Annotated in this window: 21 protein-coding genes; 7 read left to right on the forward strand and 14 right to left on the reverse strand. The window is 63.6% G+C overall.

Annotated elements, in window-relative coordinates; genetic code table 11:
* Positions 1 to 186 precede the first annotated feature (186 nt).
* Positions 187 to 2043, forward strand: coding sequence for an alpha/beta hydrolase family protein (locus tag AOP77_RS05305; RefSeq protein ID WP_062210288.1), 1857 nt, complete (start codon positions 187 to 189; stop codon positions 2041 to 2043).
* A 74-nt stretch (positions 2044 to 2117) separates the two neighbouring features.
* On the opposite strand, the gene AOP77_RS05310 is transcribed toward AOP77_RS05305, so the two are convergent.
* The 5 genes from AOP77_RS05310 to AOP77_RS05330 all read right to left on the reverse strand — a co-directional run bounded on the left by AOP77_RS05310 (position 2118) and on the right by AOP77_RS05330 (position 9595).
* Entirely contained in the window at positions 2118 to 4280 is a 2163-nt protein-coding gene (locus tag AOP77_RS05310) for an alpha-galactosidase (RefSeq protein WP_062210291.1), read from the reverse strand.
* A 108-nt stretch (positions 4281 to 4388) separates the two neighbouring features.
* Positions 4389 to 5714 carry an ABC transporter substrate-binding protein gene (locus AOP77_RS05315; RefSeq protein WP_062210294.1) on the reverse strand — a complete coding sequence of 442 codons (1326 nt, stop codon included), beginning with the start codon at positions 5712 to 5714 and terminating at the stop codon, positions 4389 to 4391.
* A gap of 49 nt (positions 5715 to 5763) precedes the next feature.
* Positions 5764 to 6588, reverse strand: coding sequence for a carbohydrate ABC transporter permease (locus AOP77_RS05320; protein ID WP_062211508.1), 825 nt, complete (start codon positions 6586 to 6588; stop codon positions 5764 to 5766).
* A 77-nt stretch (positions 6589 to 6665) separates the two neighbouring features.
* The gene (locus tag AOP77_RS05325; protein ID WP_062210297.1) at positions 6666 to 7580 is read right to left on the reverse strand and encodes a carbohydrate ABC transporter permease; all 915 of its coding nucleotides are present in this window, start codon (positions 7578 to 7580) and stop codon (positions 6666 to 6668) included.
* The gene (locus tag AOP77_RS05330) at positions 7577 to 9595 is read right to left on the reverse strand and encodes a beta-galactosidase (protein WP_062210300.1); all 2019 of its coding nucleotides are present in this window, start codon (positions 9593 to 9595) and stop codon (positions 7577 to 7579) included. The genes AOP77_RS05325 and AOP77_RS05330 overlap by 4 nt, the downstream gene beginning before the upstream one ends.
* Positions 9596 to 9781: 186 nt before the next feature.
* Between AOP77_RS05330 and AOP77_RS05335 the strand changes: the two genes are divergently transcribed.
* Positions 9782 to 10801 (forward strand): LacI family DNA-binding transcriptional regulator, encoded by a 1020-nt coding sequence (locus AOP77_RS05335; RefSeq protein ID WP_062210303.1) that lies wholly within the window; start codon positions 9782 to 9784, stop codon positions 10799 to 10801.
* 109 nt (positions 10802 to 10910) lie between these two features.
* Here AOP77_RS05335 and AOP77_RS05340 read toward each other — a convergent pair whose 3' ends face one another.
* Complete coding sequence (locus AOP77_RS05340) at positions 10911 to 11957, reverse strand: hypothetical protein (protein WP_062210306.1); 1047 nt, start codon at positions 11955 to 11957, stop codon at positions 10911 to 10913.
* 89 nt (positions 11958 to 12046) lie between these two features.
* Here AOP77_RS05340 and AOP77_RS05345 point away from each other — a divergent pair, with 89 nt between their 5' ends.
* Together AOP77_RS05345 and AOP77_RS05350 are read left to right on the forward strand one after the other, a co-directional pair.
* Positions 12047 to 12586, forward strand: coding sequence for a peptidylprolyl isomerase (locus AOP77_RS05345; RefSeq protein ID WP_062210309.1), 540 nt, complete (start codon positions 12047 to 12049; stop codon positions 12584 to 12586).
* 7 nt (positions 12587 to 12593) lie between these two features.
* Complete coding sequence (locus AOP77_RS05350; RefSeq protein WP_062210312.1) at positions 12594 to 13454, forward strand: rhomboid family intramembrane serine protease; 861 nt, start codon at positions 12594 to 12596, stop codon at positions 13452 to 13454.
* 105 nt (positions 13455 to 13559) lie between these two features.
* Here AOP77_RS05350 and AOP77_RS05355 read toward each other — a convergent pair whose 3' ends face one another.
* The gene (locus AOP77_RS05355; protein ID WP_084622337.1) at positions 13560 to 13808 is read right to left on the reverse strand and encodes a cell division protein CrgA; all 249 of its coding nucleotides are present in this window, start codon (positions 13806 to 13808) and stop codon (positions 13560 to 13562) included.
* Between the two features lie 154 nt (positions 13809 to 13962).
* On the opposite strand from AOP77_RS05355, the gene AOP77_RS05360 reads away from it, so the two are divergent.
* The 3 genes from AOP77_RS05360 to AOP77_RS05365 are packed head-to-tail and all read left to right on the forward strand — an operon-like array spanning position 13963 to position 15535.
* A complete protein-coding gene (locus AOP77_RS05360) occupies positions 13963 to 14742 on the forward strand; it encodes a class E sortase (RefSeq protein WP_062210315.1) in 780 nt (259 codons plus the stop codon).
* Positions 14739 to 14912 (forward strand): hypothetical protein, encoded by a 174-nt coding sequence (locus tag AOP77_RS12335; protein ID WP_160300050.1) that lies wholly within the window; start codon positions 14739 to 14741, stop codon positions 14910 to 14912. Before AOP77_RS05360 ends, AOP77_RS12335 begins: the two co-directional genes overlap by 4 nt.
* Positions 14909 to 15535 (forward strand): aminodeoxychorismate/anthranilate synthase component II, encoded by a 627-nt coding sequence (locus tag AOP77_RS05365; protein WP_062210317.1) that lies wholly within the window; start codon positions 14909 to 14911, stop codon positions 15533 to 15535. Before AOP77_RS12335 ends, AOP77_RS05365 begins: the two co-directional genes overlap by 4 nt.
* 120 nt (positions 15536 to 15655) lie before the next feature.
* On the opposite strand, the gene AOP77_RS05370 is transcribed toward AOP77_RS05365, so the two are convergent.
* From AOP77_RS05370 to pknB, 7 genes are all read right to left on the reverse strand, one after another.
* A complete protein-coding gene (locus tag AOP77_RS05370) occupies positions 15656 to 16534 on the reverse strand; it encodes a prenyltransferase (protein ID WP_062210321.1) in 879 nt (292 codons plus the stop codon).
* Entirely contained in the window at positions 16531 to 16839 is a 309-nt protein-coding gene (locus AOP77_RS05375) for a lycopene cyclase domain-containing protein (protein ID WP_062210324.1), read from the reverse strand. Before AOP77_RS05375 ends, AOP77_RS05370 begins: the two co-directional genes overlap by 4 nt.
* A complete protein-coding gene (locus AOP77_RS05380) occupies positions 16836 to 17174 on the reverse strand; it encodes a lycopene cyclase domain-containing protein (protein WP_062210327.1) in 339 nt (112 codons plus the stop codon). The genes AOP77_RS05375 and AOP77_RS05380 overlap by 4 nt, the downstream gene beginning before the upstream one ends.
* Positions 17171 to 18859, reverse strand: coding sequence for a phytoene desaturase family protein (gene crtI, locus AOP77_RS05385; RefSeq protein WP_236685758.1), 1689 nt, complete (start codon positions 18857 to 18859; stop codon positions 17171 to 17173). Before crtI ends, AOP77_RS05380 begins: the two co-directional genes overlap by 4 nt.
* Positions 18856 to 19746 (reverse strand): phytoene/squalene synthase family protein, encoded by an 891-nt coding sequence (locus AOP77_RS05390; protein ID WP_062210330.1) that lies wholly within the window; start codon positions 19744 to 19746, stop codon positions 18856 to 18858. Before AOP77_RS05390 ends, crtI begins: the two co-directional genes overlap by 4 nt.
* Positions 19743 to 20825: a polyprenyl synthetase family protein gene (locus AOP77_RS05395; RefSeq protein ID WP_062210333.1), complete on the reverse strand. Its 1083-nt coding sequence runs from the start codon at positions 20823 to 20825 to the stop codon at positions 19743 to 19745. The genes AOP77_RS05390 and AOP77_RS05395 overlap by 4 nt, the downstream gene beginning before the upstream one ends.
* A 104-nt stretch (positions 20826 to 20929) precedes the next feature.
* Positions 20930 to 23056 carry a Stk1 family PASTA domain-containing Ser/Thr kinase gene (gene pknB / locus AOP77_RS12110; RefSeq protein ID WP_084622339.1) on the reverse strand — a complete coding sequence of 709 codons (2127 nt, stop codon included), beginning with the start codon at positions 23054 to 23056 and terminating at the stop codon, positions 20930 to 20932.
* Positions 23057 to 23073: the final 17 nt, after the last annotated feature.

Here is a 23073-nt window from a genome sequence, read left to right on the forward strand (position 1 = left end):
CCAGGGTGTGTGCACATTGGTGCAAGTTCAATTCAAAAACGCTCAGCACGACGGAGGCAGCAATAGCCTTCGGTAGTCCCCTCGAGACTGCTGACTCGTAGAAATTACGATCGATCACAGCGTCAGGGCCAAGTAGCACTGTCGAAAAGCGTCGCCGGTGTCTCATAACAAAGGAGTTAGAGAGCAATGAAAACCAACATGGTGAAGCGGAACAGCTTTTGGCTGATCCTCTCGCTTGTCCTCGTTTTGATTTCCGCGGTGGGTGCCTCGTTGGTGCAAACCAACGGCGGCAAGGTCGCGATCAAGGACATGCAGTGGGAAACCTCGTCAGGGCGCATGCTCAACGCGCTTCTCTTCAAGCCAGAGAACGCGACGGTGGAGAACCCCGCCCCAGCAGTTGTGGTGAGTCACGGATGGTGGAACAACCGCGAGATGCAGGACGCGAACTACGTTGAGTTGGCTCGACGCGGCTACGTGGTGATCTCCATCGACATGTACGGGCACGGTAACTCCGACCCACTTCCCGCGGACGAGATCCCTGTTGGCGGCACCGGAATGTACGACGCCGTGAAGCTCATGGCCGACCTGCCATACGTGGACGCCACCCGAATCGGCGTCTCCGGCCACTCGAACGGCGCGCGCGCCGCGAACTTCTCCGTGGCGATCGACAACGAGATGCCCACCCCGCTGATCGCATCGGTCTTCCTTGTCGACAACGAGGCGTTCTATAACGATGCAGCCAACGACAACGCGTACTACAACATGTACGGATCGCGTGACGTAGGCCTCAACGCCGATCAGTACGACGAGTTCTTCTTCCGCTCCTACAGCGCCGAGGGCGAGGTACTGACGCCGCCACGTGAGTTCGCGACCACGGATAACGCGCAGTCGTTCTTGCACTTTGGTGCCGCGCCTGGAACCTACGACGACGTGCGCGAGATTGACACGTACTACACGGAGAACATCGACGGCGTGGACGCGGTGCGCATCCTGCACACTCCCGCCGAGACGCACCCGTGGGGCACCATCTCAGCTGAGACCGTCAGCAACCAGATCGACTTCTTTGACACCACGCTTGGTGCGCCCAATGAAGAAGTTGGCACTGGACAGGTCTGGCAGGTGAAGGAATTCTTCACGACGCTCGGCGTGATTGGCTTTGGAATCTTCCTGGTGGCTTTCACCCGCATGATGCTGCAGACCAGGGCATTCTCCTCGCTCAAGATCAAGGAGAAGATGGCAATCGCCCCCGCGAACCGCATCGGCAAGGTGTGGTTCTGGGGAGGTCTGCTGATTTCAGCAGTGTTCTCGGGATGGAGCTACTTGTGGCTCAGTAAGCAGACCAGCCTTTCCGGAGTGGTGTTCAACTCGGAGCCGTCGTTCTTTGTTGAAGGAGCAGTGTTCTTCATCGCACTGTGGGCCGCGATCAACGGTGTCTTTGCCGCGATCGTGATGACGCTCTCTTACCTCTTCAACGTCCGCAAGCAGGGCAAGACGCTGCGGGACATCGGCGTCCTCCCCGGTTGGGCGTCGTTTGGCAAGGGTATTGGCCTTGCGGCTATCGTCGTCTCGGCGTCCTTCAGCCTGGTGTTCTTCGTTGACTACTTCTTCAAGACGGACTTCCGCCTGTGGGTGTTCGCCATCAAGGTGTTCCCGCCGGACAAGATCGGCTACGCACTACTGGTGCTGCCGCTGTTCCTGATCTACTTTGTCGCGAACTCGGTCATCGTCAACTCGTTCAGCCGCATCTCGATCGGCGGTAAGGAGTGGGTGAACACCGCGCTGCTCGCGTTCTTCAACGCGCTCGGCCCGTTGGTCCTGGTAATTTGGCAGTACTCGACGTTCTTCAACACGGGGCACCTGGTTGATGGATTCGGTGGAATCTTCAGTATCTGGCTCTTCCCGACGCTGATCATGTTGCCTGCGGCCGCGGTTATCTCGCGCAAGATCTACCGCGAGACCAACAACCCGTACATCGCGGGCTTTATCAATGCGACGGCGGTGGCGCTCATTGCCGCATCCAACTCGCTGGTCACTACCTTCTAGATAGCGGTCGTTTAGCACGAGAGCCCCCGGCCAGTAGGTCGGGGGCTCTCGTGCTTGTCCGTTTCTCCGGCGGATCAGGCCCGGATCTCAAGGATGATGGCGGCGCCTGGATTGAGTAGCGGCAATGGAATACCGACCTCCGCCAGGAAGCCTCCCGTCACGGTCATAGGACGATCGATTGTCATCCATTGTGGGTCGGCCACCTGGTGACGACTCGCCATCCCCAGTTCCTCTCGTACGGCCACGGTGTACACGCGGGACGGATCTAGTCCGGGTATCCGTGTCCGTGGAGTGAATCCCGCACCCGACGTCGACACCCGCACCCAGGCAAAGATGGCCATGTCGCCACTGTGTGACACGACCCCGTGAAGCAGAGCGCTTGGGTCTTCGCTGTCGGCTCGCACGGTGCGGCCATGGTGGAGAAGAGGACGAAGTTCCTTATACAGCTCGGCCCAGCGTCCGATCAGGCGGAGATCGTCATCGGAACATTCTCCGAGGTTCCACTCGATGCCGGCATGGCCAAAGAGGGCCGTTGCGAGGCGGAACTCAAGAGTGGCGGAGCGATGGGTGGTGTGGGCCGCGGCGGGGCCGATGTGTGAGCCCATCACCTCGGGAGGAACTAGCACGCCCGTCCAGCGCTGAATCGACTGGCGCTCGAGCGGGTCATTCGTATCGGACGCCCACACCCGTTGGGTGCGGGAGAGTATGCCGAGATCTACGCGGGCGCCACCGGAGGCACATGACTCAATCTCGAGTCCAGGATGACGCTTGCGGAGCGCATCGATGAGGGCATAGGTGGCCTTCGTCTGCCGGTGGACGGCGGGGGCGCCGCCCGCTGCGCGGGAGACCGGCCCGTGCAGGTCGCGGTTGTGGTCCCACTTGATGTAGTCGACGCCCGTGGATGTCACTGCGGAACTGATGCGCTCAAGAAGGTGCTCGCGCACCTCCGAGCGAGTGAGGTCGAGTACCAGTTGATGTCGCCACTGAGCGGGATCGTCGCGCGTACCTAAGATCCAGTCTGGGTGGTGTCGCGCGAGGTCGGAGTCGAGGTTGACCATCTCGGGTTCGAACCACAGCCCAAACTCCATTCCGTGACCGTGAACCATGTCCGCGAGTTGCTTCACGCCGTTGGGCCACTTGGCCTGGTCGACACTCCAGTCACCCAGCCCCGAGCGGTCGTTGGGCCTGCCCGCGAACCATCCGTCGTCCAGGACAAAGCGCTCCACGCCTACGCGTGCCGCGATGCCCGCAAGATCGAGGAGCCTGGCGGGGTCGTGGTCGAAGTAAACGGCCTCCCATGTGTTGAGGGTCAGCGGGCGTGGCGTTGAGGGGTGGGCGTCGAGGTCGCGCACATAGCCATGGAAGGCCTCGCTCATGTGGTCAATGCCCGCGTGCGCCCAAGCAAAAAGCAGCGCGGGAGAGCGATACGTTTCGCCTGGGCCAAGGCGGACCTCCCCGGGGGCCAGCAACTCGCCCGCGGTGATGACAGCTGAGTGTGTCCCAGCTCCCTCGGGAAGCCGCTCAATGCTCACGTCCTGATCGCCGGACCACGCCACGTGCGCCCCCCACAATTCGCCGCTTCTGAATCCAAATCCATGGGTGCCCACCATCAAGAGGAAGGGGGCGTCGTGTCCCGGGCGGCCGCGTCGCGTTGCGCGCCGGTGTGCCCCATCGACCACCGGGACGCGTTGCGGCTCGCGCTCACGCGTCCAGCGGCCGGTGAAGTCTAAAATCTCAGTCGCTCGCGGGGGTAAGGGCATGACTGCCCGGACCGCACCAAGGTCAAGGTCGGGGCCAGTGGTCGCGGTGCTCGTCACCTCAGTGTGGACCGAGAGCACACCATGATGGTCGAGAAGGAGAGATATACGGACACGAACGTCGCCACGCGCGTCGTCGAGGACGAGCGTGGCACCGCGTGCTGTCGAATCCGGCTGCCGTTCTTGTAGTGTCACCTCAGTCATCACGAGCTCGGGGTCCGCGTTGCCGCCGGCACGATGCCACTCCAGCGCTGGAGTTCCAGACCACCCCTCGCCAGAGACTGGAATCAGACCCAACCGGCGAGGCGCATCGAACGAGCTGAAGGTGACCGCGGGCTCCGACGTGGCGGCGAGCCATTCCACCTCGGCGGCGGCCAAGAGAGCGCCCCAGTGCAGTACCCGTGGTCCCAGGCTGTCGAGGGAGAGCACCACGCTCACCTCTCCACCGGTCAGGTGGATAGTGCGAGCTGCTGAGTTCATAGTGTCCACCTTATGGCTGGCTGCGAGAGGTCACGGTGCGGGGGGAAGACGACTGTGGGCGCCGGCATTGGCTGGCGCCCACAGTCGTTCTAGTTGAGGAACTGAGAGCTACTCGCCTGCCACCGGAATCGACTGCGCCTCAAGCGCGGCGACGGTCGAGGCGTTTCCGTCGGTGAGGGCGCTCGCGAGCGTGCCCGAACCACTGACGGCGTTCTTGAAACCGTCAGAGACGTCGGCGTAGACCTGTGTCATGGTCGGACCCCACGTGAAGTCGGGGACAACCTGTGACGAGGCATCCTTGAATACGTCGTAGATGGGCTGGCCGCCGTAGAACTCGACGCCCTCCTTCAGGACGGGAAGGTTGAGGCCCTCCTTGGTTGCAGGGTAGATGTTGGCGGCCTCGTTCAGTGCCGTCAGCGACTCGTCGGAGGTGTTGAGCCACAGGGCGAACTTCGCAGCCTCGTACTTGTGGTCGCTGCCCTTGAGTACCGCGATGGACGAGCCGCCCCAGTTACCGGCGTCGGTTCCGCCTTCGGTCCACTGTGGCGCGGGCGCGACGGCCCACTTTCCGGCCGTGTCGGGCGCGCCGCTAGCGATGGAGTTGGCGCCCCAGACTGCGGAGACCCAAGTCCATGCGTCGCCAGAGTTGTAGGCGTTGTTCCATTCGTCGGTCCAGGCCGGAACGGTGGAGACGAGGTCCTTATCGAGCAGGTCCTGCCAGTAGTCGGCTACCTGTACGGACTCGGCAGAGTCGAGGGTGACATCCCAGGCGTCGCCTTCGGTGGAGAACCAGCTGCCGCCCGCTTGCCACACAAAGCCAGCGAACTGGTTGATGTCGGACTGCGAGAAGTTAGTGATGTAGCCGCCCGCGTCCTTGACCTTGGCCGCCGCATCCGCGTATTCAGCCCAGGTGGTGGGAATCGGAATGTTGTTCTCCTCGAAGAGGTCCTTGCGGTAGAACAACGCCATGGGGCCAGAGTCCTGCGGGACTCCGTACACCGAGGATTCCGTTCCGAGGGTCACCTGGCTCCAGGTCCAGTCGACAAAGTCATCTTTGGCGGCCATGACCTCTTCGCAGTTGCCGAGGTCTTCGAGGCCGTCCTGCACCAGGAAGTTCGGGAGCGCGTCGTACTCGATCTGACCGAGATCAGGAGCATTGCCGGCTTCGATCTGGTTGAAGAAGTTCTTGTACGTGCCGCCATTGCCGTTGGGGCCGGTCTGGACCTTGACCTGGATATCGGGGTTGTCTGCATTCCACATGTCGACAACACCTTCGATGCCGGGAATCCAGCTGGTGAATTCGAGAGTGACGTTCTCGCCGGCGGGCTCACAGGCTCCACCCGCAACCGAGTCATCACTCGACGAGCACGCTGCCAACGTGACGGACGAGAGTAGGGCAACGGCTGCGGCCGCTGCAGTCTTAGTGTGCTTCATTGCATCCTCTACTTTCTTGAATTTCCCTGCGCGTTCGCGCGTGGAAGATTTACTTGACGGCACCGGCCGCGAGGCCGCTGCGCCAGAACCGCTGCAGTGACAGGAACGCCACGATCAACGGAACGATGGAAACTAGCGCACCGATCAACACCAGGCTGCGGAGCTCGGGCAACTGGTTGAGCTGGGTGTTCCAGGCGTACAGGCCGTACGTCACCGGAAACAGCGACTCGTCCCGCAGCATGATGAGCGGCAGGAAGAAATTGTTCCAAATGGTCACGAACTGGAACAGGAACACCGTGATGAGTGCGGGTGCCATGAGCCGGATGCTGACGGTGAAGAAGGTGCGCACCTCGCCAGCACCGTCGAGTCGCGCCGCCTCGAGTAGCTCATCCGACACGGATGACGCTGCGAAGATGCGCGTCAGGTAGACGCCAAACGGGCTCACGATCGAGGGCAGGAATACGGCCCAGAAAGTGTTAGTCAGCTGCACTTCACTAAAGATGAGGAACAGGGGTAGCGCGAGGGCCGTGGCGGGCACAAGCACACCACCTAGGACGACGTTGAAGATCATCTCGCGACCGCGGAATCGATACTTGGCGAGCGCATAGCCGCACATGCCAGCCAGAAGCGTGGCTACCGCCCCACCTACCCCGGCGTACAGCACGGAGTTGCGTAGCCACTCCAAGTAGACGCCGTCACGGTACGTGAACAGGTCGCCGATGTTCTGGAACAGTTGGAAGTCCGCGAACCACAGCGGGTTCGTGGTGAGGATGGAGCCGGTGTCCTTGCTTCCGGCGACCAGCAGCCACCAGATGGGCACCAGGAAGTACAGGGTGAACGCACCCATGATGACCATGGCCACCGTGCGCGACATGACATGTTCGCGGGGCCCGCGCGCGCCCTGGGCGGAGTGCGAGGACTCGAGTTCCTTGGTTCGTTGGACGGTGGAGCTCATGACCGGGCCTCCTTGCGCTGGGTGAACTTGAGGAAGGAGAAGGACAGGACGAACGTCACGAGCGCGAGCACCACGGACATGGCGGCTGCCAGGTTTGAGTTGGGGATAGAGGCCGTAGCGTAGACCGCCATATTGGGCGTGAACGTACTGGTCACCGCGGAACTGAACGACTGAAATACCTGGGGTTCGGCGAGCAACTGGAGGGTGCCGATGATTGAGAACACCGCAGTCAGCGCGATCGCCGGTCGGATCAAGGGGATCTTGATCGACCATGCGATGCGGAATTGCCCTGCGCCATCCATCCGCGCGGCTTCATACGTCTCTACGGGGATAGAGAGCAGCGAAGAGTAGATGATCAGCATGTTGTATCCCACGAACACCCACGTCACGACGTTCGCGATGGACCACAGCACAAGGTCAGCGCCTAGGAAGTCCACGCTGCTGGTGAGGTCGGAGAAAGGTGACAGGTTGGGCGAGAAGAGGTTGCCCCACATGATGGCCGCGATCACGCCGGGCACCGCGTAGGGAACAAAGAAGGCCAGACGGAAGAACCGCTTGCCGCGCAGGAGGGGAGAATCCAGCAGGAGCGCGAACAGTAGCGCAAGGCCAAGCATGATCGGCACCTGCACAATTCCGAACAGGAACATGCGGCCTAGTGAGGAGACAAAGTCATTGTCCTGGAACACCTGGGCGTACTGAGATAGCCCGCCGAACACCTCGGTTGGCGCGCCAAAGGTTCCCTCGCGCTCAACCACCATCAGCGACTGGCGGATCGCGTAGCCGATTGGCAAGAGATAGAACAGGCTAAAGAGCACGGCAAAGGGCGTGACGAAGAAGGCAATTGCACGCTTGTGTTGAGCCCGCTTCCGCGCGGGCTTCTTTACCCGTGCCGCGGTTGTTGTGGCAGTCATGCCGACTCCTCTCGGACTATGCGGGCGGCACCCGCGGGTACGACGAGCACGCCTTTGGCCTCGACGCCGGTGGTGAGCTCCAAGCCGCTGGCCGTGACAGTGACGTCGCGGCGCGAATGGTTGATGACGAAGAGATACGAGGCCTCACCACCCACACGGCGAATCACCTCGACCTCGGAACCGGCACTTGGCATGCGCGTCGCCCGAGCCTCGTCGACTACCTTGGTCATGAGCGAAGCGAACGAGTCGCTTTCGAGCGCCGTTGCCGTGTACCACGCGGTTCCGGCGCCGTGATTGTGCCGTGTGACAGCGGGGCTCCCCGCGACGGGCCCGTCTGCGAACGAGTCCACTACCTCGGCTCCCTCGGGTCGCACGTACTCTGACCAGAGCCTCGCCGAACCACCTGAGCAAAGCGACAACTTTACATCGGCCGCGACGGGCAGGAACTCCTCGACGACAATCCCGAGCATGTCGCGGAAGGCGCCGGGGTATCCACCGAGCCGGACCGCGTCGTTCTGATCGACTATGCCGCTGAAGAAGGTCACGAACGCAGTGGCCCCGGCGGCCACGGCATCGGCGATCTGGGCGGCGTCCTCGTCCGAAACTGAGTACAACTCAGGTAGGACGATCAACTTGTAGTCGGAAAGGTCTGAACCCGGCGCCACGACATCGACAGTCACGCCGCTGGCCCGCAAAGCCGAATAGGCCTCATGAACTTGCTCGAGGTACCTGACCTCACTACTGGGTCGGTTTTCGGCGTCCGCCGCCCACCAGGAGTCCCAGTCGAAGACCAGCGCCACCTCGGCTTGGACGCGGGTCCACTGGAGTTCGGCGAGCTCCTTCATGACCTGTCCCAGGGCAACTACCTCGCGCCACGCGCGGGTGTTGGTGCCTGCGTGCGGAACAAGAGCAGAGTGGAACTTCTCGCTGCCTTGGGTGGAGGCGCGCCACTGGAAGAAGCACACACCATCGGCACCATGCGCGAGGTGACTCAACATCTGTGTTTGCAGTTCCCCGGGCACCCGCGCGACGTTGAGAGGCTGCCAGTTAACTGCGCCGATCGCTGTCTCCATCAACAGCCACGGCTTCCCGCCGGCGAGGCCTCGTGTGAGGTCAGCGGAGAAACTCATCTCTGCGACGGGGTCACTCAGCCGGTGGTCGAGGTAGTGGTCGTTCGCGATCAGATCCATATCCTCGGTCCATGACCAGTAGTCGAGGTTGCGAATGTGTGCGGCCACCATAAAGTTGGTGGTCACGGGTGCGGCGCTGCGCGAGCGCAGCACCTCGGCCTCCGCGCGATACTGATTCAGCATGGCGTCCGAGCTAAAGCGGTGAAAATCCAGTTCCTGACCGGGGTTGGTGGTCGACAACGTCGCGAGTGGGGGGAGTATCTCCTCCCACGTTCCGTAGCGCTGGCTCCAGAAAGTGGTGCCCCAGGCAGAGTTGAGCGCGTCCAGGGACCCATACTTCTCGCGCAGCCACTCGCGGAACGCCTGGGCAGAGACGTCGCAGTAGCACAAGGCGTTGTGGCACCCGAGCTCATTCGACACATGCCACAACGCCACCGCTGGGTGATCGCCGTAGCGATCTGCGATGCGCGTGACGAGATCGAGTGACCGCTCGCGATACACGGGCGAGCTCGGGCACCACGCCTGACGGCCGCCCGGAAAGCGCCGGGTCCCGTCAGCCACCACCGGTAGCACCTCGGGATGTGCTGTGGTCAACCACGCAGGAGTGGACGCGGTTGCCGTGCCGAGGTTGACGGCGATGTGGTTGGTGTGGAGCAGCTCCAGGATCTCGTCAAGGAGCGAAAAGTCCCAGACGCCATCAGCGGGATTCAGAGTTGCCCAGCCAAAGATGTTGACCGCTACGAGCGTGATGCCAGCCTCGCGCATGAGGGCGACGTCCTCATGCCACACTTCGCGGGGCCACTGCTCGGGGTTGTAGTCGCATCCGAACACGAGTCCCTCGTGGCTCAGCACGCGCATTTCGCGCTGTGGTGCTGGAGTCGTCATGGTGGCCCTTTCGCTTCGTTGCGATTCTGTGAACGTGCACACATTGTTGCGACGCACTGTCACTACCGTTTCTGTGAACGTGCACACAACTCTTCGTGAGACAGCCACGAAGGTTTTCTGTGAACGTGCACACACTAAGCCCGTCTTAACCACCGTGTCAACCCCTACCTTGGGTAGGCTGTGCCCATGACCTCCTCCGCAGAGCCTGTTCGGCCGGCGACATTGCACGATGTAGCACGGGCTTCAGGTGTCTCGCGCGGAACGGTGAGCCGTCACCTCAACGGAGAACGTTATGTATCCGAGACCGCACGGGTGGCGATCGAGCAGGCGATCGTCGACGTCGGCTACGTGCCGAACACGGCTGCCCGCAATCTCGTGAGGCGGCGCACGCAAGCGGTCGCGTTCATCGTTCACGAGCCTCATGCGCTGTTCCTGGAGGACCCGAATATCGCGGGGATTCTGCTGGGTACTAATACCGCGCTCTCTGACGCGGACTATCAGATGGTGTGCCTCATCGTGGATTCAGATCGCGATACTCAGCGGGTGGCGCGCTACCTCAACAGCGGATTCGTCGATGGCGCGATTGTCGTGTCTGCGCGCGAGAACGACCCCGTCTCACGGATCATCGAGAAGCTGAGGATCCCAGCCGTCTTTGTCGGCCATCCCAGAGGTGTGGATGCGGCCTGGGTGGGGATTGATAACCGCGCGGCAGCAGCCTCGGTGACGACCAGACTGCGTGATACCGGACGTCAACGGATCGCAATGATAGCCGCGGCATTGGACCGCGACTCGGGAACAGATCGCCTGGCAGGTTTCCGGGATGCCTTGGGTGAACTCTTCGACGAACGCTTGGTGGAATCGGTTCCGCTCTATTCGTACTCGGACGGTGTCGACGGCATGCGGGCATTGCTTGCCCGTGAGCCACTGTTGGATGGAGTCTTTGCGGCGTCCGATGCCGTGGCGGCCGGAGCGCTGAGCGTGCTCCACTCTGCAGGCCGCACAGTTCCCGGAGACGTGGGACTGGTGGGATTCGATGACAGCAGCTGGGCAACGCGCACCACGCCGCAGCTCACCACGGTGCACCAGCCGGCGGCCCAGCTCGGCGCCGGCGCCGCTGCGGAGTTGCTGCACCAGATCGGTGGGGCCCCCGCGTCCAGTGACGGCGTGATCTTAGAATGCCCCGTCGTATGGCGCGACTCCGCATAGGAGTTCACGCGCGCGGCAACAGGGACATACGAAAGGAGCCCCGGCCAATTGGCCGGGGCTCCTGATCGTTGCTCACTCGTCGCGCCATCGCGGGTGCGAGAGTCGGTCACTACTTCACCGGGGGCTTCTTAGCTGCCGGCTTCTTGGCGGCGGGCTTGCGCGCGGCCGGCTTTCTGGCGGCGGGCTTGGCGACGGTGGGGGTCTCGCCGGACTCTCCCTCGTCCTCCCAGACATCCTCCGCGTCATCGAAAGTGCTGACAACCTCTGCCGCGGCTCGCTGACGAGCCTCGTCGACTCCCTCGCGAACCTTCTTGGCCTCGCCTACGGCGCTGTCCTTCACCTTCGTCGCGCTGGTACCCGCGACATCGGCGACCTTCTTGGCCTCAGTTACCGCGGTGTCCTTGACCTTGGAGATGGCCGGCCCGGCCTTGTCAGCCACCTTCTTGGCCTCAGTGACGGCGGTGTTGCGGACGCGGTCCGCAGCGGGAAGCGCGGTCTCCTTGAACTTGGAGACGGCGGGGCTGGCCTTGTCGTTCAGCGCGTCGCCAGCGTTGGAGGCGGCGTCGCCGGCGACTCCTACAGCCTTCTTCGCGGCGATAGTCGCGGAGTCAGCGGCCTTGTTGATGTTGTGACGCAGCGTGTCCTTGAAGCCGGCGTCCGAGTTGAACTCCCACTCCTCGTCCTCGCCTGCCCACTCGTCGCGTCCACGGTCTCGGCGAGCCCACACCACGAGTGCGGCGCCCGCAGCGGCGGCCACGGCGACGGGAATGACAACCTTGAGCCAGCCGTTGCTGCGCTCGTCGTCTTCGTGGGCGGCGTCGTCAACTGCGGCCATGACGGCAGGAATGGCCGCACCGACAATGGCGGCGTGCGCGACGGAAGTCCAGTCGGCAGCCTTGGCGCCGGCCTTCTGCACGTAAGGCTGTGCCTTCTGCGCACCCAGGTGGTACGCGTGCTTGGCGCGGGGCTTGCCCCACTTGACGGCGGCATCGATCTGCGGTGCGGCCCAGTCTGCGGCGCGGTTGCTGGCCTGCTTGGCAGCAGCCGAGGCCTGCTTGGCAGCGGCACGTGCCTGCTTCGCGGCCTCCTCGGCCTGAGCTAGGTACTTCTCGGTGTCGATGTTGCTTGCGAGTTGCTTGGCTGAACGCTTACCCATGTTGGCCTCCAAAGATTGCGGGGGTCTCCCGACTCTCTATCCTGCCACCTTGCGTGCGTAGATGCGAGTGGCATGGAACAATAACCAGCATGATTGCAACTATTCAGACGTCAGCCGGTGACATCCGGGTCGAACTTCTCCCCAACCTCGCTCCCAAGACCGTGGAGAACTTTACGGGGCTTGCGACGGGCAGCAAGGAGTGGAAGGACGCCAAGACGGGTGAGACCCGCAACGACCCCTTCTACGCAGGCACGGTGTTCCACCGCGTCATTGGCGGCTTCATGATTCAGGGCGGCTGCCCCCTCGGAACCGGTACCGGTGGGCCGGGTTACAACTTCGACGATGAGATTCACGCGGAGAACCAGTTCAACGAGCCCTACATCCTCGCGATGGCGAACGCGGGCAAGCGCCCCAACCCCATCACGGGTCAGCCGGCGGGCACCAACGGCTCGCAGTTCTTTATCACCTTGGGCGCCACGCCCCACCTCAACGCGAACCACACCATCTTCGGCAAGGTCGTTGACGACGAGTCCAAGGCTGTCGTCGACGCCATTGGCTCCGCTGCCACCGATGGTCGTGACCGTCCTCGCGAGGACGTCATGATCAACGGCGTCACCATCGAGGACTAACAGGCACATGACGTCCGATGCCGGGGCCGGCGGTTCCTACACAGGCGGCTCGGGATTCGGCGGCGATGGGCAGACCGGTGGCGCCGCAGGCGCTCCCCCGGTCTGCCCGCGCCACCCCGACCGCGTCTCCTACGTGCGTTGTCAGCGTTGCAACCGGCCCACGTGCCCGGAGTGCCAGCGCCCCGCATCGGTCGGTATCCAGTGCGTTGACTGCGTCAATGCCGCGAAGAACAACCAGCGGCCACTGCGTTCGCGCCTAGGCTTCACCGCCGCGCAGGGCCCGCCACTCGTCACGTATGTATTGATTGGGCTGAACGCCGCGGTATTCCTCATCGGAACCCTGCTCATTGGCGGAAACTGGCAGTACTACTTGGCACTGTGGCCCGGGTATTCTGCCGACTTCGGGCCGCAGTTCATTGACGTTGGCAACGAGTGGTACCGCTGGGTTACCTCGGGATTTACACACTTTTCGTGGCTACATATTGGCATGAACATGTTCGTGCTGTGGCAGTTCGGTACTCAGCTCGAGCCCATCATGGGCCGTGCTCGTTTCCTTACGCTGTACATGGTTGCGCTACTCGGCGGCAGTCTGGCCGTTGAGCTGCTCGCCTCGGGGACCAGCCCACACGCGGGAGCCTCAGGCGCGATCTTTGGCCTCATCGCCGCGTATGCAATCGTGCTCAAGCGCCTCAACCTACCGTTCCAGTCGCTCGTCGCGACGGCCGGCATCTGGCTGGTACTCGGCTTTGTAATCCCCGGTGTGTCGTGGCAGGGCCACCTAGGCGGAGCCGTCGCCGGAGCTGTCACCATGCTGCTGATGTTCCGCGGCGTGGACAAACGGGAGAAGGCTCGGCTCTACGGGGGATAGTTCTCTCCCCAGCCCTGCTCACCGGTGTGAATAACACGGCTGTAGTTATCCCCACCGCTGTCCACAGCGGGGGATAACTACACGGGTGTAACTAGTGGGACAGAGTTACTTCCAGCGGGTGAACAGCACCATCGCCGCGGCGAGGAAGCCGAAGCCGATGACCATGTTCCAGTTGCCGATGTCCGGCACGGGGTACTGGCCCTTGGCGATGTAGTAGACAACGATCCACGCGGGGCCGATGATCAGCAGCGTCACGGCGGTGGGGACTAGCCATGAAGGGTTCGTCGCCTCGGGCTTCAGCACGTCGTGCTCAGCCGCGTGGTTCTTCTTCTGGCGCTTCTTCGAGACGGCCACAATGCACTCCAGTGAGGTAGATATTCCGCCGACGGCGGGTTCAGGTCTGGCTATAGCGTACCGACCCCGGCGCTCGAGCGCGTTCAGGCACCGCCCAACAGGTCTCGCTAGGGGGTTCCATGCTGACGGACTAGTCCCGTAATCTGGTCTCACTATGCCAACGCTCGAGCGAACCCTGCCCTCACACGCCGCTCCCAGGCGTCAATCGGGATGGGCCGCGGCGGTCGGGCTGCTCGGCGAGCTCCTGATCATCGCCGGAGTGGTGCTCGGTCTCTATGTGGTGTGGCAGTTGTTCTACACGGATATTGCTGCGAACAACACCCAGCAGGAGGTGGTGGACAGCCTCGATTGGGTCGCTCCGCTAGAGGCAGTGACCGCCGGCGACGCCATCACCGTGATTCCGGACAACCTGAAGTTCGACCCTGACACCGCTCCCGTGATGGAGGAGCCGGCGTTTATGACCACATTCGCGACCATGTACGTGCCGCGCTGGGGTAGCGACTACGTCAAGCCAATCTCCGAGGGCGTGACACGCAAGGACGTGTTGGACACACTCGGCATTGGTCACTACCCGGGCACCGGGATGCCGGGCGAGCTCGGCAACTTTGCGATCAGCGCGCACCGCACCACCTACGGCAAGCCCTTTAACAGGATCGCCGAACTCAAGGCGGGTGACCCGCTCGTCATCGAGACGGAGGACGCCTGGTATGTGTACCGCGTCACCGAGTGGGAGATCGTGGAGCCCACTCAGGTTGAGGTCATCGCCCCAGTTCCGGACCAGCCGGGCGCTGAGCCGGACGATCACTACATCACCCTGACCACGTGTCACCCGATGTATTCGGCGGCCGAGCGTTGGGTGACTCATGGCACGCTTGAATACTGGGCGCCGCATGACGCGGGCGTTCCGGCGGAGATCCTGGAGGACGCATCGTGATATTTCCCGCCGTGTGGAGGGTGTTGCCTGGCCCGGCCTGGGTGAAGGCGCTCTTGCTGGTACTGGTGATCCTCGCGATTGTGTGGGTGCTGTTCGAGTTCGTGTTCCCCTGGGTGTCCGTAGAATTCGGTATCCAGGACCAAAGCATTGAGACAGGGACCGCACCATGACCCGCATCCTCGTGATCGACAACTACGACTCATTCGTCTACACGATCGTGGGCTACCTGCGTCAGATGGGCGCGGAAACCGTGGTGGTCCGCAACGACGCCGTGGCAGATGCTGGCCCCATTGCCGACTACGACGGCGTGCTGGTGTCCCCGGGCCCTGGGACGCCGTCCGAGGCTGGCTCATCGAACGACGTGATTCGCGAGTGCGCCGCGCTAGAGAAGCCGATGCTTGGGATATGCCTTGGGCATCAGGCACTTGCCGAGGTCTATGGCGGGGTCGTCAGCCACGCCCCCGAGCTTATGCACGGCAAGACCTCGGATGTGATTCATGAGCAGGATTCGGTGTTGGGCGGCTTGCCTTCGCCCTTCACCGCGACGCGGTACCACTCACTCGCGGTCGAGGATGGCACCGTCTCCGCTGAGCTGATCGTCACGGCCCACACGGAGAACGGCATCATCATGGGGCTGCGTCACGCGACGCTGCCGCTGCACGGCGTTCAGTTCCACCCCGAGTCAGTGCTCACCGAAGGGGGCCACCGTCTGTTGGCGAACTGGCTCGAACTGTGCGGCATGCCTGACGCCGAGTCGCGCTCCGCCGGCCTGTCACCCCTAGTGCGTAAGTAGTCCCGCTCGCGCGCGGTGCTTTCAGACGGATGAGTGGCTGAGTTGTCCTTCTAGAGGGCACATAAGCGCCTTCAGCAGGCACAGTGGCCCGGTTGTCCTTTTGGACGTACGACGGAGGCGCTAGAGCCAGCCGTTGTACACCGCGATCAGCAGGAGGGTGACCAGGAACCCCACGGGCTGGTTGAGCCACAGGAACGTCTTCCAGCCGCGGTTGGCGTCCTCGCAGGTCTGGTCCGTGACTCGCACAAAGCGTGCGACCGATGCGGCGTAGGCCAGGGGCAGGACTGCCGCCAAGACGCCCGGCCAGGGCAGGAACAGCAACAAACCAGCGGCGAGCACGTACATTCCCAGCGCGAACCACACCGTCACCCGCGCGCCCATGACGGTCGCGATCGAGCCGATGCCGCCTTCCCGGTCCGCGCGCACGTCCTGGACCGCGCCAAATGCGTGGCTGGCCATGCCCCATGCGACAAAGGCCGCCCAGATGGGCCACACGTCTCGTTCGGTCAATCCCACGCCCGTCAGCACCAGCGCGTAGATCAGCGGCCCGGCAAAGTGCAGTGCGGACGTCAACGAGTCCAGGAATGGCCGTTCCTTGAACCGAAGCCGCGGCGCTGAGTACGCGACCACTCCGAACACGACCAGCGCGAGCGTCACGCTTGCGGCGACGCTGCCCTGGAAGAGGAGCCACAGCATCGGCGGAACGACCAGTACGGCGGAGGCGACAATGATGCCGCGATGAATCCGGCGCGCGCGCTCGCGGTCGCGGATGACGTCGCCCTCGATGCCACCCTTGCGCGGGTTGGCAAGGTCTGACTCATAGTCGAACACGTCGTTGATGCCGTACATGAGCAGGTTGTACGGGATCAGGAAGAAGAGCGTTCCGACGACGAACACCGCATCGATGTGGTGCGTCACCATCAGGTACGCGGCGGCAAAGGGATAGGCCGTGTTGATCCAACTGATGGGACGTGACGCCTTGAGGATTGAGCCGATCACGACGCCTCACCGTGATCCTTGGACGTCTTGCCTAGCCAGAGCCACACCGTCGGGATCACCATGACGGCTCCGATCGCGTACGCGAAGTCCTCGATGGGCGCGTGCCACAGCCTGATGCCGCTGATGAGTTGGTCGTCGTAGCCGACGATGTCGAGTCCGACGATCACGTTGTCGAAGACCGCGGTGAGCGCCACCAGTACCAGACCAGTCAGCAGCAATGGCCGCGCCGGGTGGCGCCTAAGGATGGGAATTGTCGCTAGGGAGATGAGCCCGAGGACACTGATAGAGAGGATCACGTAGGTCATGGGGTCGCCTCCTCGCTCGCCGTGACGGCACCGCGCCGGCTGAAGGCGAGCCACAACAGCAAGGCCTGGTAGCACAGCAACGTGAGGAACAGCAGTTCCTCAACGGGCACCTCGGGGGCTACTCGTAGGCCGGTGAGGTACGGTGCGTCACCGATAAAGAAAATGCCAATACCCACGCCAATCATGTCCCATACCAGGAAGAACGCCACCCCGATGCCGATGGTGGCGGCCGCACGCCGCGGCTGATCGAACAGCGCCACCCGGTATCTCCAGTCGAGCGTGGCCAATCCCATGAGCGCGATCAGGAGACCTACCAGGTACAGCCACGAGATCATGCGCCGCGCCCGGTGCTGGGGGGCGTGGTCGAGGGGCGCCCGCGCGCTGACCGGGGCGGCTTACCCTGGCGCACGATGGTACCCAACACGTCTGTGCGCACCGAGCGTCGTAGGAAGCCCGCTGGCGCGGGGGTGCGCAGCGGTTCCGAGCCCGTCGCGCCCAGCAGACGCTTGGCGACCAGTTCTGCACTAATCAGGCACATCGGCATGCCGATGCCCGGTGTAGTTGATGACCCGGCGTACAGCAGGTTGGGAACGGTGGCGGAGACATTGGCGGGCCGGAACATAGCGGACTGACGCAGCGTGTGCTCGAACCCCAGGGCTGACCCCTTCCACGCATTTAACTCTGTGGCGAAGTCCGAGGGCGTGGTGACGGAGTAGATGGTGGCGCGCTCCGAAAGGTCGGGCACTCCCGCCCAATCCCCCACCTGGCGTAGGTAGTTGGTGGCGGCGTCGAGCATGTCTTCGCGACTGCGCTCGGTGGCCCCCAGCTTGGGGTCGGCCGGGAACGGGATCAGCAGGACCAGGTTCTCGTGTCCCGCTGGCGCGGCGTCGGGGTTGGTTGCGCTCACACGTGATGCATAGATCGATGCCGGATACGGCGGTGTGAGTACCCCCTTGCCGACTATTGACTCGAAATTGGCATCCCAGTCCTTGGAAAAGAACAGGGTGTGGTGGGCGAGCTCGGGCAGTTCGCCCTTGACTCCGGCCATGACCAGCAGCGCGCTAATGCCGGGCTGCCGGTCCTTCCATTTGCGCTCGGGTTGCCACTGGTGTGCGGGCTCGATCAGCTCGGTCTCCGTGTGGTGCATGTCCGCGCCGCTCACCACCAGGTCGGCCGGGAGGACCTCGCCGTTGCCTAGTTCCACACCGCTCGCGATTCCGTTGGACTCCACGACGATGCGCCGTGCGGGCGTGGACGTGCGGATCTCAACGCCCTCCTCAACGGCCATGCGCTCGAGTGCCTCGATGAGCGCATACATCCCGCCACGGGGATAGCGAACGCCGTCGGTAAGGTCAAGGTGGCTCATGAGCGAGAAGAGCGAGGGTGCCCGGGAAGGTGAAGATCCCAGGAATACCGCGTGGAAACCCAGAATCTGCCGCAGTCGCGGGTCGCGGACCGATGCCGCCACCTTGGAGCCAAGCGAGCGGGTGAGCAGACTCGCGAGTTTGGGCAGCGACCGCATGACGGCGGGGTTGGCCACCGACATGGGCCGCTCGAAGGTGGTGTAGAGGAATCGTTCCAGCGCGAGGTCGTAAAGCTGCTTGGACTCTGCCGCGTAGTCACGCATCGCGTCGCCGTCCCCGCTGCTTAGCGCGTTGAAGGTAGCGTAGTTCGCCTCCGCGTCGGCAAGAACGTCGAGGCGCTGCGCCGCATCGGACGACGAAGAACCCTCAAAGTAGACCCGGTAGCGCGGGTCGAGGTCGATGAGGTCAAGTTCCTGATTGATGTCACGACCCATGAGTGCGAAAAACTGGGTGAAGGCCTCGGGCATCAGGTACCAACTGGGCCCCGTGTCGAACGTAAAGCCATCCACCTCAAGTCGCCCGGCTCGTCCACCCACCTGAGTATTGCGCTCGATCAATGTCACTTGGGCGCCACCGCGAGCCAGCAGTGCCGCGGTGGCGATGCCACCGATCCCGCCACCAATGACGACGACGCGTAGAGCCTCAGCCTTCATCATGACTCCCCCGCTCGGCGAGACTCCCACGTGTTGCGGACCGCGAACACCATCTTGGTGGTGTTGGGCACTCGCACGCGGCGACTCACCAAATCCGTCGCGTCGGTATCCGCAATAGTGTCCAACAACCGGGTGTAGATGTCGATGGTGGTCGACACCGCTACAGCCGCGCGGCGAGGTAGAACGGGAAGACTCTCCCGCGCCGCCGCGATGTCGGTACGGCAGTCCGCGACCAACTCCTCGACCTGCGCGTTGGTGAGAGTGTCCGTCGTGACGCCGGGAAAGTACGAGCGGCCCAGCTCGCCGGCGTCCGTCGCGAGGTCCCGCAGGAAGTTCACCTTTTGGTAGGCGGCACCTAGCCGGCGGGCACCAGCGCTGGCGTCGCTCGGTAGCGGCGCCGGGCCGGAGTCGGTGTTGAGGAAGACGGCCAGGCACATCTCGCCCACCACCTCCGCAGAGCCGTACACGTAGCGGGCAAACGACTCGTCATCGTGCAGGGTCAACGTCAGGTCGGCCCGCATTGATGCGAAGAACGGCTCGGTCATGTTCGTGGTGATTCCCACCGCCCGGGCGGTCACTCCAAAGGCGTGTGCCACGACGTCGGTGGAGAATCGACCTGTCATTGCCTCGGTGACGGTGGTCTCGAATGCGTCCAGGACTCTTCCCGCGTCGTTGCCACGATAAGTGTCGACCACCTCGTCGGCAATACGAACCATCGCGTAGACGGATTCAATGTGCCGGCGCATCGGTCGCGGAAGCATGCGCGCGCCCACGCCGAACGACGTGGAGTAGCGCCGGATCACTTGCGCAGCCGCCGCCTGGGCGGCGTCGTCAAACTGAACGAGGGAGGTCTCGTTGTCACTGATGACGCGACGTCTGGAACCACTCATGACGTGCGCGCTTCGAGAATGTCGATGAGCTGGCCCAGATAGCCGGACAACGGTGCGGACACTCTCTCTGCGGCCAGTCGTCGTGCAGAACGCGCGTGCTGACGCGCGACGCGCAGAGCCTTGGTGCGGGCGCCGGATTCTTCGAGGATTTCACGGACGCGGGCGGCGCCCTCCTCGTCGAGGTCCGGATTGCCGATGCTGTGGGTGAGGACCTCGAGGGAGGCGCGGTCAGCCAACTCGAAGCCGTGACGCAGCAACTCGGTGCGTTTGCCCGCCCGCAGGTCGGAGAGCACCGACTTGCCGGTCACGGCTGGGTCGCCAAACACTCCCAGGTCGTCGTCGACGAGCTGGAAGCTGAGCCCCAGTCCCGTGCCAATCTTGTCGAGGTGGCCAACCATGGTGGGGTCGGCCCCGGCGAGCTGGGCGCCCGCGTGCAGAGGGACCACAAACGTGTACGTGGCGGTCTTGAGCTCGGCAATGAGCAGCGAGTTGGCGTCGCGCGGAGGCGTGACGTTCGCGTACATGTCGAGAAGCTCGCCCGCGATCGTCGCCCGGATGGCACCGGTGATGAGGTCGAGGCACGCAATGCGGTGGTGAGCCGGGAGCGAAGCTCGGGAGATGAGGTCGTACGCCGATGACAGGGCCAGGTCCCCGCCCAACAATGCCGCGGCCTGCACGTGGTCATTGACCTGCGCCTGGCTGAGCCCGGCGTTGCTTAGCGCGGCACGGCGCGTGCCCGCGACGTTGGGACGACCGCGGCGCACCTCATCGTGATCGAGGATGTCGTCGTGCACGAGCATCGCGGTGTGCAGCATTTCCATAGCGGCAGCAACGGGAACAACGGCTGCGGGGTCGTCGCCGCCAAGTCCCGCGTACGCGGCGAGCGTCAGCGAAGGGCGCAAGTTCTTACCGCCATCGAACTGCGCGCCCAACGTCTGCCACAGAGTCCGGTAGTCGGCGCCCGCGGCGGGAATCTCGCAACTCGCGTCCGTGACGTAATCGGCAAGCAGTCGCGAGACATCGTGAAGTTGAGCCTCCACGAAGTCGTTGAGGCTGGCAGCAGTGCGCACCGGTGTCATCACGACAGTTTAGACAACAAGGCTCGCGGAATGATTCCCCTTGTGAGGGAATGAGACGCTCTGGCTTGGGTACCGGCAGTGAGTGTCGGTACCCAAGCCCACTGCTATGGAGCTGGGGTGACCGACGGCGTCGGCGTCGGCGTGGGCTGCGGCTGAGGTGCCTCGTACTTGCCCACCACGATGGCGACGTTCGTTCCTGGCTTGACCTCGGTGTTAGCCGATGGGTTCTGCGTCACCACCTTGCCGTCGAGCGCCTGCTGGTCAGTAGTCGCCTCGGTTGCGGTGGACTTCAGGCCCGCGTCGCCAAGCGCCTTCTCAGCATCCGCGCGGTCCTGTCCCACAACGTTCGGCACGGGGGTCGTCGTGGGAGCGGTTGCCACCACCAGTTCCACCGTGGAGTTGCGGTCAACTTCACCGGCGCCCGGCTTCTGCTCGAGCACCTCACCCGCGGGCTTGGAGTCGTCTTCCTTGTCCGTCACCGTGGGGATCAGGCCAAGGTCCGTCAGCTGCTGGCGTGCCTCGTCCTCCTGCAGTCCGATGAGGTTCGGCAATGCGACCTTGCCCGTAGAAACGTGCAGGATCACGGTGCTGCCGGCCTTCACATCGGTGCCCTCGGCTGGGTCGGTCTCGAACACGCGACCTTCATCGAAGTCCTTGTTGTCCTCCTCGACGGTTTCTCCCACGACGAGATTGGCCGCCTCAAGTTGCTTGGTCGCCTCAGCCTCAGTGAGGCCCCGCACGCTCGGCACGGTCGCGTCACCGGGTCCACTCGAGATAAAGACAGTGACAGTGTCTCCCTCGACCAAGTCAGAGTCAGCTGGGGGTTCGGTGCGGATCACCGTGTCGACGGCCACATCCTCGCTTGCCTCCAGCTCATATTCGCCGACGAGACCCAGCTCGGTGAGCTTCGCAGTCGCATCAGCCTGGCTCAGTCCGACGATGTCCGGCATTTGCACTGTGACGACCTCGGGCTCGGATGGTCCTCTGGTGGCAAAGACGATCAGCGCGACAATCAACGCGATGGCGAGTAGCGCGGCCCCGCCGAGGAGCAGGTAGCGGTTGCGCTTGGCGCGTCGTTCCTCCTCCGCGTCTAGGGGGTCGTCGACCATGACGGTGCCACTCATCGGGGTGGGCTCTCCGCCCGAGGGCCCTACGGCGGTCCACGGCGCGGAGGCCGGTCCCGCGGCGAGTCCCGCGGCAGGCATGACTGCGGTCGCGCCGGTCTCGGGACCCGCAGGGGTAGCCGGCATCTGCTGGGTGGGCAGGTCCGCAATCTCTTCATTGGACATTCCGGCCACGGCAGCGGCGGCTGCGACTCCGGCAACTCCCGCGCCGGCTGCGGCCGAGCCCAGCGCAATGCCACCCATGGGCATTCCGCCGGCCATCACACCGCGTAGGTCGGTGAGGAACTCCTGCGCGGATCCATAGCGCTCGTCGCGGTTCTTGGCGAGGGCGTGCAGGACCACCGTGTCGAGCTCGGGAGGGACGTCGGACGCGAAGTCGGAGGGCTTGGGCGGGGCCTCGCGCACGTGCTGGTAGGCCACTGACACGGGAGAGTCGCCGATGAACGGCGGGCGTCCCGTGAGGAGCTCGAAGAGCAGGCAGCCGGTGGAATAGAGGTCGGAGCGGGCGTCGACGTTCTCACCGCGCGCTTGCTCGGGGGAAAGGTACTGAGCCGTGCCCACGACCGCCTGCGTCTGAGTCATCGTGTTGCCAGCATCGGCGAGTGCGCGGGCGATGCCAAAGTCCATGACCTTGACCGCGCCGGTAGGCGTGAGCATGACGTTGGCGGGCTTGATATCGCGGTGGACCAGTCCCGCGTGGTGCGAGTACTCGAGTGCCGCGAGCACGCCCGCGACAATGTCGACTGCCTCGTCGATGGGAGCTGCGACGTCACCCTTGAGGATGTCGCGCACGGTGTGGCCCTCGACGTACTCCATCACGATGAACGGCACGGCCTGCGGGTTGCCACTCTCGCCCACGATCGTGTCCTCACCAGTGTCGTACACAGCGACGATGGTGGGATGGTTTAGACCAGCCGCGGACTGAGCCTCGCGGCGGAAGCGGGTCTGGAACGAGGGGTCGCGTGCCAGGTCTGGACGCAGAATCTTGATCGCGACGGTGCGCCCCAGGCGCGTGTCGTACCCGATGTGCACCTCAGCCATGCCACCGCGGCCGATGAGGTCGCCGACCTCGTAGCGACCGGCGAGGATCTTCGGTTCGTCGTTCATGTGTATTCCTTACGTCC

The organism is Demequina oxidasica (genome assembly GCF_000975115.1).
Taxonomy (GTDB): domain Bacteria; phylum Actinomycetota; class Actinomycetes; order Actinomycetales; family Demequinaceae; genus Demequina; species Demequina oxidasica.

What these genes read in the sequence shown, in the direction of transcription:
- AOP77_RS05305 (WP_062210288.1), top strand. Translation starts at nt 187, where the DNA reads ATGAAAACCAACATGGTGAAGCGGAACAGCTTTTGGCTGATCCTCTCG.
- AOP77_RS05310 (WP_062210291.1), bottom strand. Translation starts at nt 4,280, where the DNA reads ATGAACTCAGCAGCTCGCACTATCCACCTGACCGGTGGAGAGGTGAGC.
- AOP77_RS05315 (WP_062210294.1), bottom strand. Translation starts at nt 5,714, where the DNA reads ATGAAGCACACTAAGACTGCAGCGGCCGCAGCCGTTGCCCTACTCTCG.
- AOP77_RS05320 (WP_062211508.1), bottom strand. Translation starts at nt 6,588, where the DNA reads ATGTCGCGCACGGTGGCCATGGTCATCATGGGTGCGTTCACCCTGTAC.
- AOP77_RS05325 (WP_062210297.1), bottom strand. Translation starts at nt 7,580, where the DNA reads ATGACTGCCACAACAACCGCGGCACGGGTAAAGAAGCCCGCGCGGAAG.
- AOP77_RS05330 (WP_062210300.1), bottom strand. Translation starts at nt 9,595, where the DNA reads ATGACGACTCCAGCACCACAGCGCGAAATGCGCGTGCTGAGCCACGAG.
- AOP77_RS05335 (WP_062210303.1), top strand. Translation starts at nt 9,782, where the DNA reads ATGACCTCCTCCGCAGAGCCTGTTCGGCCGGCGACATTGCACGATGTA.
- AOP77_RS05340 (WP_062210306.1), bottom strand. Translation starts at nt 11,957, where the DNA reads ATGGGTAAGCGTTCAGCCAAGCAACTCGCAAGCAACATCGACACCGAG.
- AOP77_RS05345 (WP_062210309.1), top strand. Translation starts at nt 12,047, where the DNA reads ATGATTGCAACTATTCAGACGTCAGCCGGTGACATCCGGGTCGAACTT.
- AOP77_RS05350 (WP_062210312.1), top strand. Translation starts at nt 12,594, where the DNA reads ATGACGTCCGATGCCGGGGCCGGCGGTTCCTACACAGGCGGCTCGGGA.
- AOP77_RS05360 (WP_062210315.1), top strand. Translation starts at nt 13,963, where the DNA reads ATGCCAACGCTCGAGCGAACCCTGCCCTCACACGCCGCTCCCAGGCGT.
- AOP77_RS05365 (WP_062210317.1), top strand. Translation starts at nt 14,909, where the DNA reads ATGACCCGCATCCTCGTGATCGACAACTACGACTCATTCGTCTACACG.
- AOP77_RS05375 (WP_062210324.1), bottom strand. Translation starts at nt 16,839, where the DNA reads ATGACCTACGTGATCCTCTCTATCAGTGTCCTCGGGCTCATCTCCCTA.
- AOP77_RS05380 (WP_062210327.1), bottom strand. Translation starts at nt 17,174, where the DNA reads ATGATCTCGTGGCTGTACCTGGTAGGTCTCCTGATCGCGCTCATGGGA.
- crtI (WP_236685758.1), bottom strand. Translation starts at nt 18,859, where the DNA reads ATGATGAAGGCTGAGGCTCTACGCGTCGTCGTCATTGGTGGCGGGATC.
- AOP77_RS05390 (WP_062210330.1), bottom strand. Translation starts at nt 19,746, where the DNA reads ATGAGTGGTTCCAGACGTCGCGTCATCAGTGACAACGAGACCTCCCTC.
- AOP77_RS05395 (WP_062210333.1), bottom strand. Translation starts at nt 20,825, where the DNA reads ATGACACCGGTGCGCACTGCTGCCAGCCTCAACGACTTCGTGGAGGCT.
- pknB (WP_084622339.1), bottom strand. Translation starts at nt 23,056, where the DNA reads ATGAACGACGAACCGAAGATCCTCGCCGGTCGCTACGAGGTCGGCGAC.